This is a genomic window from Jeotgalibacillus sp. S-D1, from assembly GCF_004358665.1.
Lineage (GTDB): Bacteria > Bacillota > Bacilli > Bacillales > Jeotgalibacillaceae > Jeotgalibacillus.
Map to the genome: position 1 here is coordinate 213,660 of NZ_SMZR01000004.1, position 14,742 is coordinate 228,401.

Consider the following 14,742-nt stretch of genomic DNA (forward strand, 5'->3'; position numbering starts at 1 on the left):
CGGTTTGTTTGGCTGATGAACAGGAGCGAATTACGCACCACAGCCATAAGTATTACTTATCGCGAATGGGAGTATCTGCTCTTATTTGGGTTCCATATCCATGCGGATTTCTATATTGTTCATCCGTTCGGTCAGGGTCTCATTTACATATTGCTTATGCTCAGAAAGATCACACCATCTGAAGTCTTGTTGATCAAATTCGTCTAAAGGAAGTACCGTAAACGAAGAAAATTCCTCAGAGAAGGAAGTGAAAGTAGGGATGGCATAAACGGAACGCATGTCGACTGAATCATTTTCTTTGGATAGATCAAAACCTAATATAGCCCCGGTTAATCGGGGACAGTCCAGCTCGGGAACGCGATCATCAAACGGACCTGAAATAAAATTACCCAATGAATAGGCTACTAGTGTCTTACTCCCGTTTTTGCCTTCAATCCATTCAATCGGCTGCAGGACATGGGGATGATGCCCGATGATAATATCCGCACCCTGACTGGCTAATTTATCGGCGAGTTCCTCCTGCTCTATCGTGGGCTGCTGATACTCTTTCCCCCAATGAATACCCACGGCAACAAGGTCAGCCATTTCATTTGCCCTCGCTACGTCCTGGAGAAGTTTATCTTCATTTTCTGTGAAAATATTGATTGAGTATTCAAGCTCTACAGGTTTATTTGAACTGTATGTAGAGGAAATAAGTGCAATAGAGATCCCGTTTCGTTCGATAATGGGAATGGCATTTTGTTCTTCAATGGATGTATAGACTCCGCTCAGCAATACATCAGGGTAGTTTGTGCGCCAGAAATCTACATTTCTATCTAACCCTGATACTTCCATATCAAGCGTATGATTGTTGGCAAGCTGAAGCATATTAAAACCAGCACGGTAAAAGGAGTGACCGAGCTCATAAGGGTTATTAAACACAAAATCCCCGTCACCAAGACCAAACTCCGCTCCGGTAATAGGTGTTTCCTGGTTGGCGTATGAAAAATCGCCTTTTTTTATTAAATAATCAACATTGCCCAGCAACTGATCAAACATAAAACTGCCATCTTCTTGCCGGGCATCATATAAAATAGGCCGCTCCACTAATAAATCGCCAACCGCTGTGAAGTGTGCGCTTGTCACTTCAGAGGGCGGGGGTGGAAGGTCGTCGGTAACCTGGGCAGCAGCATTCGATTCTTCTTTTTCATTTTGAGGGTTGGTTTTGTAAGGCTCTGAGGCACAACCGGCTAAAGTGATTGAAATTAACAGTAAAATCAGATATTTCAATAGACATGTCTCCCAGCTGGTAGAATAATGTAAACCCGTTCAGTTCACTAGTATTCTATCATGCACTATTGGCTAATTAAATATGAAAAATGAAAAAAAAGTAAAAAATAGAAATAATGTTCTCCTTGACCAAAAGTTGAAGTTGCCGCACCCTGTAATAAGCATACCTTTTGAAACAGGATGCGAAAAACTCAATAAATGACAAAAAGAATGCCTTCATGAATGTATTCATGAAGGCATTCTTAGTTAAGGCGGAATCATTTTTTACTCTATAATAAGTTGAACGCTTAGGTTCATTGGAGCGGAAGAAAGCTGACCAACCATGAACAATAGTTTTAGTATCGATTCACGCCTTAGAAAGTAAGGCGGCTATTGGACTGGCTCTTTCTTTTTAAATAATTTCACTCCTATAACTACAAGTACGATGCTCAGGAGAATGGTTTGGAAATATCGGTCAAACCAGTACCACAGATCAATTTGAATCCACTCTCTGAAGGTGGGGGCAAGGGCTGGAATAAGCCCGTTAAAAAGCAGGTAGTATACGCCAATAAAAATCAACCCAGCTCCAAGCCATCGCTGGTATTGGTGGAAGAAGCCAAATACCGGCTCGTCGTAAAGTTCCTCTTTTCCGTAGCGGGAAGCTTTTTGAAGACCGTCAAAAAAGCTGTAGAACCAAATTAACGGGATGATAAATAAAAACAGTCCCAATCGTAAAGCATCTAGAATATAGATGGTAAATAAAAAAGCTGCCATAAGCTGAATGCCCCGATGCTGCAAGCCCAGATAAAGATGGCCTGCACCAGGAAAAATGGAGAGGACCGTTGCAATTGCAGCGCTCTTTTTCCCTCCCTTTCTGTGAGCTTCAAGGTCTTCAAGAACCGATTGGTCCTTTAAATCTTCCCCTTTTTGCTTTCGGGAAAGCATCTGCATGGCATCAACGAAGCTGTAGATCCAGATAACCGGAAGTAAAATAGCAAATAATAAAAAGGCATTTAGTTGAAGCAGTATAGTGACGAAAAAGATCATCGCTGCCATTCCGAAGAATGTCACCATAAAAGTCAGACCTCTGTTCATTAACCCCAGCTGGAAATGCCCCAAACCTGGGAAGAAGGAGAGAATGATGGTAAAAAAGCGTTCTGAATCCCCCTGGTAGCTTGTAAAATACCTTCTTGAGCGGGAAAGCTCTCCGTCATTTGTTTTGGTCTTTAGTTTATTTAGACTCAGAATAATATCCAAAAAGCTGACGCCATAGAGGATAAGCCCGCCTAAAACCAGGATTAAAAAGAAGTAATCATTGCTCATAAATAGCAAGACAAATCCGCTTGCCAAAAGCCCCATGACAAGAAAGAAATATAAAAAACCTCTGATAACATTACCTATATAAACATGTCCCCAGCCTGGCATAATGGATAATAAAAAAGCAATAACTGGTGATTTGGTCATTCTGATTCCTCCTTGGGTGATGGATCCATCTGGATAAATAGACGCTCAGTTTGTTCCAAAAGGGAAGAGGTGATCGATGGAGCTTCCTTAAATTCCTCTTCTTCCTGCAAGGATGTTTCATCCATAAAAGAGGAGAAAACACCGGTACTTGCAAGCATGAGGGCTGCTGCTGCTGAGATGAAAAAATGTGTAACGGTTTTACGCTGAGCGCTTCCAGCGGATTTTTTTACAGGCTTGTGACCTGATAACTGTTCAGAAAGAATGGCTGTCATTACTTGTTTTTCCACTGAAAAATCCATTGAGGGGCTAAAACGTTCAGTTGTTTCTTCGTAGCTGGATAAACAATGCATGCAAGTTGTAATATGATCCTCCATTTTTCTTTCCGTTAATGAATCGAGTTCTCCCTGCACGTAATCTTTCCATTGTTGTTTTGTGTAATGTGTCATCTGAACTCCTCCTCCCGCCAATGCTTTTTCATCCATTGCCGGCCGCGATATAATCTCATTTTTACAGCTGATAATTCCAGATCATGTTCTTGCGCAATTTCTTCATAGGATTTTTCCTCTATATAAAATGCGTGGATAACAACACGGTAATTATCCGGCAATTCCTCTAAACGTTTGAATAGATGCTCGTTCCTGCTTTGTTTAATGAGCTTGGAATCAATTGAATCCATCCCATCATCAAGGTAAGGAGCCACTTTATCCAAATCATCATCACGGTCAGATCGCCTGCTTCTTTTTCTCTTCATATCAATTGCATGCCGTACTGATATTTGCCTTATCCACGTCTTAAGCCCTTCCTGACGATAGTTAGGGAGCGCATGGTATATTTTCATTAATATTTCCTGAACGGCATCCTCTGCATCTTTTTCATGACGGAGGACACCATAGGCAAGTTGATAAATATAACGCTGGTAGGAACGGATAAACAGTCTGAACACTGAGGCATCCTGCATAACCAGCTTCTTAATATCAATCTCCTGCACCCGTTCCACCTCCCTTGCAAACAAGCTGCTTAATAATTGACGTTCAAACTGTGTGTAAGTACTACATTTTTATGAATGAATTAATTTCATAAATATCTATTATAAAGCAATTTGAAATCTAAACATACAATACTGGTCAGAAAGGTATTATGTATTTAAAAAGAATGAAGGGGCAGCATAATAACAGGTCGAGGCGGCAGTGATGGCAGACTCACACGGCTGGAAAGATTTCAAAAAGTTTAAAGGAATGGCACTTTGGGTAAAGTATGATATAGTTTAAAAAACGAATAGAAATTCCCTAAAAAGGGGAGTAGCGACCGTCACCGGTTAATGAGCCGTCATTACAGTGGATTTCCACTCGGTTCATTAAGCTTTAGAAGGAAAGTGAACTAAAGTACGCAAGACCTTTTTATGAGTTCTTACTTTTTGGTAAGCATTCATAAAAGGGTCTTTTTTCGTCTAAAAGGAGGAATAATAATGGTTTTTGTTTGGTTTATTTTAGCGGCTGCTGTTACAGTTTTTGCAGCAATTAAACTGTCGCGTTATGCAGATGTGATAAGCAGCAAGACATCGATGGGCGGCTTGCTGGTAGGTACGCTCCTGCTGGCTGGAGCCACTTCACTCCCGGAGGTAACGACCAGCATTTCGGCGGTTGTGATTGGAAATGTGGACATCGCTGTTGGAAATGTACTAGGGTCAAATTTGTTTAATCTGTTTATCATTGCCTGTTTTGATTTGTATTTTAGAAAAAAACGGTTGTATCAATGGGCTAGCAAGGATCATTTATATACTGCAGGCCTGGGGATTCTTCTGACTCTACTGGCTCTGACCGCTCTTCTGCTTCAAATTGACTATCAAGTATTGGGTATCGGTATTGATTCATTTGTTATAGCGATTGCTTATATAGTGGGAATATTTATTATTAGCAGACTTCCGAAACCAACGCAGGTGGAGCAGCCCTCGGAGGTTGAGAAAGCAGATAACCATGCAGTTGCTTCATCCCTGACACCAAAGCAGGCAATCATCCGCTTTATTATTGCTGCGATTGTCATTATGGGGGCAGGTACTGCTCTATCAGTTACTGGTGACCAGATTGCTGTTATAACTGGATTAGGCTCTAGTTTTGTAGGAAGTTTTCTAATTGCAGCTACGACGTCGCTGCCGGAAGCCATAGCAGTTTTTGTAGCACTTAGATTGAAAAATGTAAATCTGGCTTTGGGCTCTATTTTAGGAAGCAACATTTTCAATATGCTGATCTTAGCAGGCTCTGATATTGCCTATCGCAGCGGTTCCATTATAGCTGATGTTTCAGATTCTCATATCGTAACAGCCAGTGGAGTATTGATATTATCGATTGTTCTTTTGTATTCAGTCGTGCAAAAAAAACCAAGATCAACCTTTGTTTATATCATTCCTTCACTGCTTATCGTAATTGGCTATTTTATATCCAGCTATCTGATATTTATGGGGTAGCCTGCTTTAAATTGAGTGAAGCAGAAGGATATACTGCAACGTTTATAAATAGGGACAGGAGAAAGAAACAGACTCTTTTATGGGTCTGTTTTTTTTGTATTCCACAACCTTAAAGCAAAATCACAGATTTAAGCGCGAGTCATACAATGGCTATATCCTTTTATCGAAGGAGATGATGGTTTGCTCATTTTAGCCGGAAAGCTTCTGTTGATTCTGGCTGTAAGTCTGGACAGCTTTGGGGTAGGGGTTTCCTATGGCCTAAGGAGAATAACCATTCCTTTTACCGGGCTATGTACCATTATGCTTTGTTCGGGATTTATGGTTATGACCTCGATGTCGATAGGTAAGCTTTTAACAGCTGTTATATCCGTCGAGATCATTGAAATTTTTGGAGGCCTGATTCTTATAGCGATTGGACTCATTAGTCTTAAGGCTGCACTGACCTCAAGGGATAAGAAAAAATCTGACTCGCAAAAGCATGTCATGCCTGTCAAAACAATTGAGGAAGAGGTCCGCGGCAGTTTTTTTCAAAAGTTAAAGCTTGTCATTAAGGTATTAAAGAACTCCCAGGCAGCGGATGTCGATCGCAACGGCAGAATTTCATTTAATGAGGGGCTTTTGCTGGGGATTGTCCTTGGTCTTGATGCATTTGGAGCGGGAATGGGTGCCGCGCTGCTTGGATATTCCCCTGTCATCACTTCTTGTTTCATTGCTTTTCTAAGTGCAGCATTCGTATACTTTGGAATGAAATCAGGATTTTACCTTACGAAATGGAATTGGGCTCAAAAGATGTCTTTACTTCCTCCAATTCTGTTAATTGCAATAGGGGTTTACTACATGATCTAAACGATTCTCACAATCGCATTCGTTTAAAATGCGATTTTTCTTTTTTTGTAATGAGATAGTACAGGCTTTAATACACTCAGTAGACGAGCAGTAACTCGACTGTTTGAATTAGAAAGGGGGAAGGGATGGTCTATCTTATATTTGGACTGGCAGCTGTAGTGACGGTCTTAGCGGCGATTGAATTATCCAACCATGCTGATGCTTTAAGTGAAAAAACATCGCTTGGAGGATTATTAGTCGGAACCCTGCTTCTTGGAGGAGCAACATCTTTGCCTGAGGTGACAACGAGTTTATCTTCTGTATTTCTGTCAAACCCGGATATAGCCGTTGGAAACATGCTTGGGTCAAATTTATTTAATCTGTTTATTATTGCCGGATTTGATCTTTTGCTGAGAAAGTACCGGATTTACAAACTGGTCAACAGGGGGCATTTATATACAGCGGGACTTGGACTGGCTCTTTCTTCCATGATGGTTATAGCGCTGGAAAGAAAAACAGAGTACATATTTTTAGGAGTGGGGATTGATTCCTTTCTAATTGCTTTTGTTTACGGGACAGGCATGTTTGCGATCAGTAAAATCTCAAAAATGGAAAGTGCTCTTCAGGCAGCTGACGAACAAATAGGGGTAAACCATACTAACAGCGCAAAATATCCCACGATCAAAAGGACCGTAATCGGATTTGTACTTGCAGCTGTGGCTATTATGGGGGCGGGAACTCTTCTTTCCATCTCAGGTGACAGAATTGCAGAGATTACGGGTCTTGGTTCAACGTTTGTCGGAAGTTTTTTAATGGCTGCAACAACTTCATTGCCTGAAGCGGTAGCCGTTTTAATTGCTTTGAAGTTAAGAAATGTGAATTTAGCAATAGGGTCTATTTTGGGCAGCAATATCTTTAACATGCTTATTCTCGTTATTACTGATATCGCCTATAGAAAAGGTCCCATATTGTCTGATGTATCACGATCCCATGAGGTAACGGCCGTTATGATTTCCATTATGTCTCTGTTGCTGATGTATTCAATTGCAAGAAAAAATGCCCCATCCAGAATGATGTATTCTGTCCCGTCTCTTTTCATCGTAATAGGTTATTTCATTGCTACTTATCTGCTGTTTAATGGGTAAATAAAAAAACTGCCAGTATGAACCGGCAGCTTGTGGTATTAAAGATATTCTTCGTAACGTTTTTCCAGATAGTTCTGCAGCACTGTCATGATTGAGCATAATCCCCAGTAAATAAGGGCGACTAAAATATACATAGTCATAAAATCAAATTCCCGTCCTCCAACAATCCGCGCCTTTTGAAAAATCTCCGGTACGGTAATCATCGCAGCAAGAGAAGATGCTTTGATAATATCAAGCTGTACGTTGGCGAGCGGGGGTGTTGCAATTCTGATGGATTGAGGCAAAATGATGCCAAACATGGTTTGCCAGTACGTTAACCCTAACGCTTTTGAAGATTCCCATTGGCCATTATCCACTGAAGATAGAGCTGAACGAATAATTTCAGCAATATAAGCGGCACTGTTTACACTAAAGGCGATAAGAGCTGCTTCAAGCGGGGAAAGCTGTAATCCGATAATGGGTAAACCAAAATAAAGCATGAACAGGATGACCAATATAGGGACACCGCGCATAAAGGAAATATACGTTCTTGTTGGCCAGCGAAGAATAGCATATTTTGATGTTCTTGCGATTGCCAGGAAAAACCCGATAATCAAACCAGCAAGCATGCTCACCAAGGATATGAGTATGGTATAGCCAACCCCTTCCATAACATAGGGAAGGGAGTCAATGGCAAGCTGAGGGTCAAAAATGTAATTCCATTTAATGTCTGTCATCCTGTTCACCCCCTATTAAAGCAGATCAATGTTTTATTCCTCAAAATCAATATCAGGCTCCTGTGTTACGTCTGCGCCAGCAAAAAACTTGGCTGAAATTTCGGCGATGGTGCCATCTTCCAGCATTTCATCCAGCACGCCATTTACATTTTCGATCAATTCTTTATTGTCTTTATTCATAACCATGCCAGCTTCAGACGGACTGTACTTTAAATCCGGATGGATGGTAATATCCAGCTCTGGAAAGGCTTCGAGTGCAAGTGTTTGAAGGTAATAATCATTTAAAATGACATCTGAATTTCCCACATGAACGTCCCGGAGATATTCTTCATTTGTTGCGTTATCGTAGATTTTTTCCACTGCTCCATATTTTCTTGCGATATCCATATAAACGGATGTAGCGGCACCGGCAGCCATTTTTCCTTCCAGATCCTCAAAGGTTTTAATGCCTGAAAGGTCATCTTTTCGCACAATAGCGGTTCCGTAGGAATATTTGATTGGAGTGGAGAAAGCAAATTTATCCTTGCGGTCTTCCGTAATTTCAATATCATTTGCTGCAATATCAACTTGGCCGGAATTCACAGCAGTCAGCATACCGTCAAATCCTATTTCCTCAAAATCAACTTCCAGATCAAGCCGTTTCGCCATTTCCTTTACTACCTCAACTTCAAAGCCGGTCAATTCTTCCGTCTTTTCATCGTAATACGAAGTAGGGTAAAGGGTTCCGGAAGTTGCTACGTTCAGGACGCCTTCCTCCTGGATGTCGTCCCATGCGGTTGATTCTTCGTTATCATTACTACCGCTATTGCTGCCACAAGCAGCTAAAAGAGCCGCAGACAGCATACACGCAGTCAGTGCCCATTTCTTTTTATCAAAAAATACCTTCACAGCAGTTAAGCCTCCTCTATTTATAATCCTTTAAAAACATAGCATTGAAGTTGGGTATAGGGCAAGTGCCAGATACTGCTGGTTTTTACAGCTGATAAGTCCCTGCGGCAGTCCCTGGTTTCTTCGCTGACTAGAAAATCCGTTGACTTAAATTATCCGGGGCTCATACTATGACAGTGGATGGCACAAGACACCAAAAGAATGCTCTCACGAAAAAAAATTCGTGAGAGCATTCTTAATATTTATACAGAATTATTGAATTCTTTTGGTCACCTACGCAGGTTCATTGCAGCGGAAGGTGGCGACTCCTGCGGGATGCAGCGGGAGAGGTGAGACGCTGAAGATGCGCAGCATCAAAGTGGCTCACCCCCGCCCCGCGGAAAGCGCCGCCTGCAGCGGAAATGAACCGGCTTTTTTATTTGGACATTGTAGTGGTTCACTATTATTCGGTATTCGGTTATGGGTCTATCGCCGCTTATCCAGTGGATAAACAATGCCAATTTGCTGGCGGATGGTCTGCAGAAGAGCGACCACGTTTAGGGACAGTTCATGGGTATTAATAGAAGACTCGATTTGACCGTTTTCATAGGCACGCACAAATTCCTCAAGTTCATAAGCCATTGGCGCTTTTGACTGCTCGACTGTCAAGTCTTCACTGCCGCCTTCTTTGGTTATTCTCCGTACCCCGTCCGGGCTGCCGATATGCGAGATATGAAGTGCAGCTTCTTCACCTGCTATTTCACTTGGCAGATAGCTGTTTGTAATCTTTGAGAAGGTAATGACCGCATTCATTTCGCCATAGCTGAGCAGGACCATTCCCTGTCCGTCAACCCCGGTATGTAAATTCGTGCTGATCGCTTTTACTTCTTCAGGCATTCCAAAAAGTTTAACTAACGGGTACAGGGTATAAACGCCAAGATCCATTAAAGAGCCGTTCGCCATCTCAGGCTTAAATGCGTTCTGGATATCGCCAGCTTTAAATTTGTCGTAGCGGGAAGAATATTGTCCGTAGTGGGCACTGTACTGGCGAATTGCGCCAAGGGAAGGAAGTAATTCCTGCACTCGTTTAAAGTTAGGCATGAGTGTTGATTTCATTGCTTCCATCAGAAGAACGCCATTTTGTCTGGATGCCTGAACCATTTTTTCTGCCAGGTCATAGGTAGCCGTTAATGGTTTCTCGCACAAAACAGGAATTCCGGCTTCTAAGCATTCAATCGTTTGTTCATGATGCACAGCATTAGGCGTGGCGATATATACTCCATCAATCTCGCCGCTATTGCACATTTCTTTCATTGAAGTATAAACGAAGGGAATATTGTGTTTACTGGCAAAAGCCGAGCCTTTTTCATTTGAGCGTGAACATACAGCCTGTATGTCAACAGAATCAACATCTTTTGCTGCCTGGATAAGTGTATCGGTAATCCAATTGGTTCCTACAACACCAAGTCTCATTGTAAGGTCACCATCCTCTCAGTGGTATTTTCAAATGAAGTGTATCTCTAAACCACCTAACTGTACAAGTATTAAAGAAGTTTTAATGAATTAAAACAATTTTACTGAATTAAATTGAATTAACAGATTCTTCGGTCTATAATGGTTGAATTCTATTAAAAAGGTGTGAGAGAAATGGGTCAATTGACGAGAGTTAGTAGATTTGCAGGCAAAACATTTGCCTTTTGGGTGTTATTAATAGGAATTATTGCCTTCATTATACCGGAAAGCTTCACCTGGATTTCTCCTTACATCAATAGTTTACTGGGAGTCATCATGTTTGGAATGGGTATGACGTTAACACCGCAGGATTTTAAGGCAGTGGCCAGGCAGCCAAAAAGCGTCCTGGTGGGTGTGGCCGCTCAGTTTACAGTGATGCCTTTAATCGCTTTTGGCCTGGCAAAACTATTTCAGCTGCCGCCTGAGCTTGCAGTAGGCGTCATTTTAGTAGGGTGCTGCCCCGGGGGTACAGCATCAAATGTCATTACATATTTAGCAAAGGGGAACACTGCGCTATCTGTTGCAGTGACATCTGTCTCCACTTTACTTGCGCCAGTGTTAACGCCAGCCCTTATATTTGTTTTTGCAAGCCAATGGCTTAATGTATCCTTCACCAGCATGTTTATCTCTGTATTGCAGGTCGTGCTTGTTCCTGTTGTACTTGGAATAGCTGTCCGTTCACTACTGAAGGAAAAAGTGGAACAGGCCATTCCGGTAATGCCTCTCGTGTCTGTCGTTGCAATTGTTGCGATTGTAGGGGCTGTTGTTGGAGGGAACAAAGAACAAATTATTTCAACCGGTTTATTGGTTTTCTCTATCGTGATCTTACATAACGGATTGGGACTTCTTATTGGGTTTTTGCTTGCAAAAGGAATGAAGCTCGATTTGTCCAGTCAAAAAGCGGTATCGATTGAAGTTGGCATGCAGAACTCAGGATTGGGTGCTGCACTGGCAATCGCACATTTTAATCCCGCTGCTGCGGTGCCAAGCGCCATCTTCAGCCTTTGGCATAATGTATCCGGGCCAATTTTAGCGACGATCTGGAATCGGAAAAGCAAATAGTTCGCAGTTATCTTTCAGAACATACTTCTCCAGTAAAGGGTCGGTTCATTTCCGCGGAAATGAACCGGCCTTATTTTTTACAACGACATCTCACCGTGGGGGACTTTTTAAAGGAAAAAGGGTGGTTAGAATCGAATAGAAACAGTATGCAGGAGGGATGAAGATGATTAGAGAATGTACAACGCAGGAACAATGGAAAGAGGCTTTTCCGTTAATGAAACAGCTGCGTACGCATCTGAATGAAGAGGAGTTTTTAACACTTGTTGAATTAGCAGTGAACGAGAATCATTACCGCTTGTTTGGGGTATGGACAAATAACATGCTTGCAGGAGTAGTCGGGTTTATGCCTATGACCACCTTGTATTACGGAAGGTACATCTGGATATGTGACCTTGTAACCGATTCATCCCTGCGATCCAGAGGATATGGAATTAAATTGCTGAAATTTGTTGAGAACTACGCCAAAGAACATGATATTTCCAAAGTCGCTTTATCATCCGGGCTCCAAAGAAAAGAAGCCCATCGATTCTATGAAGAAAAGGGACATTATGACCGGGTTAGCTTTGTGTTTAAAAAAGATCTCTGATGCTGAATGAAAGGAGTTTCCCATGGAGCCGTTTATTAAAAATCATCAATTTAACCTTATAAAACATCAGGCAGCACTCCTTCAAAAACAAGTCCATGGCATTATTGACCAGGATGTAGAGACGGCAGTACGAGCAGAGGCAGAATCAAAGGTTTTGTCTGCATTTGATGAATTAACTGATGAACAAAAATCAATTCTCTCAGACATTTTCTTTCTTAATACAGAAGAGGAACGATTTGAATTTTTAAAACGACTGTCACCTTTTCGTCGATCATTTCCTGTTCTCGATCAGCTGGAAGTAAAAAAACTGTTTTCTTATGTTAAAAAGCTGAAGCTGCCGGTGTTAAAAGAGATCGACTTCACTTCTGTCACCTACTTAGGCTGGAAAGATATTGGAGCCAGCAGGCACTATCTTATTTACAATTTAAAGGGGAAGCTGATCGGCGTGGAGGGGAGATATGTAATCTCTACAAAAAAGGGAATTTGTGAAATCTGCAACCGGTACGGTGATGTCGCGTTCATGTCAGTTTCAAGCCGCAAGTCAGGTGCAGAAAAAAATAAATCCTTCGGTAAATATATGTGTTATGACACGAAGGATTGCAATCTTTACATACAAAATCCCGAAAAACTGGAAGCATTCATCCAACAATTAATTCCTTAAACCGATAAAATGAAACAATTTAAGGGCCCATACGTAAACCAAATATAGAGTTGATCGGAGGGAATGCAATGGAACAAAACGAAAAGGTGAAGGAGTTAGTGGATTATTATGAAGCTATGCGCAAAAAATATAAATGGCGGGCGGATAACGGTGCACTCATGATGATCGCCTCTCAGTATGTGGGGAGCAGCCAGGCATTTAACATGGAGAAATATATTGAATTAGTGGAATTCATCAAGCAGGAATCCAGCGCTTTTTCATATATTCAATCAACTCTCCGTTTTACATTAGCAGGACTTTTGCTGAATCAGCCGGCCGATCCAAAAGAAGCATTTAAAGAAATTCAGCAATGCTATGACCTGTTGATCGGGGTGGGATTTCAGCGCAGTCCGCACAGCTATATTGCGGCATACGCTTTATTTATGGGGAAAAATGATGATGAGGACTTTACGGTTCATGTTAAGCGGGCGAAGGAAATGTACAATGGCATGAAAAAACAGCATTTTTTCCTGACTTCCCATGAGGATTACCCGCTTGCTGTTTTACTAGCTGAGGCAGAAGGAGAGAGCAGCCAGCTTCTGGAGGATATGACGTATTATTATGATGAACTTCATCTGGTTCTCTGGAAAGGAAACAACCGTCAATTTCTTTCTCAAATTTTGACATACGGCAAACATGAAAACCGCCAGTTTCTTATTCAGAATACCTTGACCTGGATGGATGATTTAAAGGTGCAGGGCTTTAAGCTCCGCGGACTTCATCTGCCTATCGTCGGTGTTTTGAGCTTAATCAGCACGCCATCTCGATTGCTGCCAAAAATAAAGGACCTTTATGAAGAAATGATCAGCATCAGTAAATTCAAATGGTATAAAGACCATTGCTTCATGATCGCTGTCAGAATGGTCGTTCAAGATGAGATTAATGAAAATCGGATGCTTGATGTAGGGCTCGCAACGACTGTTGAATCCATTCTTCAGGCCCAGCAGGCGGCTGTAATTGCCACCATGAGTGCCGCAACTGCAGCGAGTTCTTCGCAAGGGGGATAAGTAATTTAAAGACAAGTAAAAGGAATGGTCAAATGACGACAAGTGACGTATTGCTTCGGCCTGTAAAAGAGGAAGATCTGAGAGAGCTGTGGAAGCATATTTATCAGGAAAAATCTCCTGAATGGAAAAAGTGGGATGCACCTTATTTCCCGCATGAGCAAATCTCTTTTGAAACATTTCATAAGAAAAGAGAGAGTCTGATTGATTCAGATGATTTTTGGGCCATTGTTGTAAATGGTGAGATTATCGGCAGCGTCAGCTACTATTGGGAACACAAGCCGTCTCAATGGCTTGAAGCCGGGATTGTCATTTATAATCCGGGCTATTGGAACGGCGGTTATGGTACAGAAGCACTTCGCCAGTGGATAACCAGATTGTTTACAATAATGCCTCTTGTACGGGTAGGGTACACCACATGGTCAGGCAATGAACGCATGATTAAGGTAGGCGAAAAACTTGGGATGAAAATGGAGGCACGATTAAGAAAGTGCCGGTATTATAACGGAATCTATTATGATTCGATTCGCATGGGTGTCCTCCGTGAAGAGTGGAAACATTTAGAAGGAAAAAATTCAGTAAATCAGTAGACAAATAAAGAAATTGTGTATACAATAATAATGAAAATCATTCTCATTTAAAGAAACTGAACTAACCAGTTCATTAATCAGGGAATGAATAAATGTCGCTGATTCTGACACAACTAACCTGCCGGTTGATTCGTTCGCGCCGGATTAATCGGAGTGTGACAACACAGGTTATCTGAATAAAAGCGGCACCCCCTCTCTTATCACCTTCCGTTGTGCAGCGGAAGGTGATTTTGTATTTCACGAAATAAAATTGGAAAAAATAATTCGATAACCCTTGATTATTTTTACTAAGTAATGTACTGTATATGAATGTTAGACAATATTCTGACAAAAGAAACGCGACTCATTTACCGCCTTTCTGGCTATTAAAGAATATTTTCTTAAAATCGTGAATACGATAGAAAACTTCATACTGACAACTTATCTAGAGAGGTTGAGGGACTGGCCCTTTGACACCTCAGCAACCAGCCACATTTGGCACGGTGCTAATTCCAGCAGGTTATTCTGAAAACCTGGACGATAAGGAGAAAATCGAATGTTAATTCGGACCTTCTTCTTATAA

15 protein-coding genes and 1 riboswitch are annotated in these 14,742 nt (G+C 41.6%); of the genes, 8 read left to right on the top strand and 7 right to left on the bottom strand.

Annotation, left to right across the window (positions count from 1 at the left end):
• Positions 1-81: 81 nt before the first annotated feature.
• From E2R51_RS13850 to E2R51_RS13865, 4 genes are all read right to left on the bottom strand, one after another.
• Positions 82-1,269, bottom strand: a complete 1,188-nt coding sequence (locus tag E2R51_RS13850; RefSeq protein WP_133377676.1) for a CapA family protein — start codon at positions 1,267-1,269, stop codon at positions 82-84.
• A gap of 369 nt (positions 1,270-1,638) precedes the next feature.
• Positions 1,639-2,712, bottom strand: coding sequence for a hypothetical protein (locus tag E2R51_RS13855; RefSeq protein ID WP_133377677.1), 1,074 nt, complete (start codon positions 2,710-2,712; stop codon positions 1,639-1,641).
• The gene (locus tag E2R51_RS13860; protein WP_133377678.1) at positions 2,709-3,158 is read right to left on the bottom strand and encodes a hypothetical protein; all 450 of its coding nucleotides are present in this window, start codon (positions 3,156-3,158) and stop codon (positions 2,709-2,711) included. Before E2R51_RS13860 ends, E2R51_RS13855 begins: the two co-directional genes overlap by 4 nt.
• A complete protein-coding gene (locus E2R51_RS13865) occupies positions 3,155-3,700 on the bottom strand; it encodes a sigma-70 family RNA polymerase sigma factor (protein WP_133377679.1) in 546 nt (181 codons plus the stop codon). Before E2R51_RS13865 ends, E2R51_RS13860 begins: the two co-directional genes overlap by 4 nt.
• A gap of 477 nt (positions 3,701-4,177) precedes the next feature.
• On the opposite strand from E2R51_RS13865, the gene E2R51_RS13870 reads away from it, so the two are divergent.
• The 3 genes from E2R51_RS13870 (at position 4,178) to E2R51_RS13880 (ending at position 7,143) form a co-directional block, all read left to right on the top strand.
• Positions 4,178-5,173: a sodium:calcium antiporter gene (locus E2R51_RS13870; RefSeq protein ID WP_133377680.1), complete on the top strand. Its 996-nt coding sequence runs from the start codon at positions 4,178-4,180 to the stop codon at positions 5,171-5,173.
• A 180-nt stretch (positions 5,174-5,353) separates the two neighbouring features.
• Positions 5,354-6,019 (top strand): sporulation membrane protein YtaF, encoded by a 666-nt coding sequence (ytaF, locus tag E2R51_RS13875; protein WP_165967230.1) that lies wholly within the window; start codon positions 5,354-5,356, stop codon positions 6,017-6,019.
• A 125-nt stretch (positions 6,020-6,144) separates the two neighbouring features.
• The gene (locus E2R51_RS13880) at positions 6,145-7,143 is read left to right on the top strand and encodes a sodium:calcium antiporter (protein WP_133377682.1); all 999 of its coding nucleotides are present in this window, start codon (positions 6,145-6,147) and stop codon (positions 7,141-7,143) included.
• 38 nt (positions 7,144-7,181) lie between these two features.
• Here the strand turns inward: E2R51_RS13880 and E2R51_RS13885 are convergent, their stop codons facing one another.
• The 3 genes from E2R51_RS13885 to E2R51_RS13895 all read right to left on the bottom strand — a co-directional run bounded on the left by E2R51_RS13885 (position 7,182) and on the right by E2R51_RS13895 (position 10,199).
• Positions 7,182-7,859: an amino acid ABC transporter permease gene (locus tag E2R51_RS13885; RefSeq protein WP_133377683.1), complete on the bottom strand. Its 678-nt coding sequence runs from the start codon at positions 7,857-7,859 to the stop codon at positions 7,182-7,184.
• Positions 7,860-7,892: 33 nt separating this feature from the next.
• Complete coding sequence (locus tag E2R51_RS13890) at positions 7,893-8,747, bottom strand: transporter substrate-binding domain-containing protein (RefSeq protein WP_483299943.1); 855 nt, start codon at positions 8,745-8,747, stop codon at positions 7,893-7,895.
• 465 nt (positions 8,748-9,212) lie between these two features.
• Complete coding sequence (locus E2R51_RS13895) at positions 9,213-10,199, bottom strand: Gfo/Idh/MocA family protein (RefSeq protein ID WP_133377684.1); 987 nt, start codon at positions 10,197-10,199, stop codon at positions 9,213-9,215.
• Between the two features lie 174 nt (positions 10,200-10,373).
• Between E2R51_RS13895 and E2R51_RS13900 the strand changes: the two genes are divergently transcribed.
• From E2R51_RS13900 to E2R51_RS13920, 5 genes are all read left to right on the top strand, one after another.
• Positions 10,374-11,300, top strand: a complete 927-nt coding sequence (locus E2R51_RS13900) for a bile acid:sodium symporter family protein (protein WP_133377685.1) — start codon at positions 10,374-10,376, stop codon at positions 11,298-11,300.
• A 163-nt stretch (positions 11,301-11,463) separates the two neighbouring features.
• Positions 11,464-11,886: a GNAT family N-acetyltransferase gene (locus E2R51_RS13905; RefSeq protein ID WP_306462123.1), complete on the top strand. Its 423-nt coding sequence runs from the start codon at positions 11,464-11,466 to the stop codon at positions 11,884-11,886.
• Positions 11,887-11,908: 22 nt separating this feature from the next.
• Entirely contained in the window at positions 11,909-12,547 is a 639-nt protein-coding gene (locus E2R51_RS13910) for a FusB/FusC family EF-G-binding protein (protein WP_133377687.1), read from the top strand.
• A 68-nt stretch (positions 12,548-12,615) separates the two neighbouring features.
• On the top strand, positions 12,616-13,593 hold the full coding sequence (locus tag E2R51_RS13915; protein ID WP_133377688.1) for a DUF4003 family protein: 978 nt from the start codon (positions 12,616-12,618) through the stop codon (positions 13,591-13,593).
• Between the two features lie 32 nt (positions 13,594-13,625).
• A complete protein-coding gene (locus tag E2R51_RS13920; protein ID WP_133377689.1) occupies positions 13,626-14,180 on the top strand; it encodes a GNAT family N-acetyltransferase in 555 nt (184 codons plus the stop codon).
• A gap of 417 nt (positions 14,181-14,597) precedes the next feature.
• A riboswitch (SAM riboswitch) is annotated at positions 14,598-14,706 on the top strand.
• Positions 14,707-14,742: the final 36 nt, after the last annotated feature.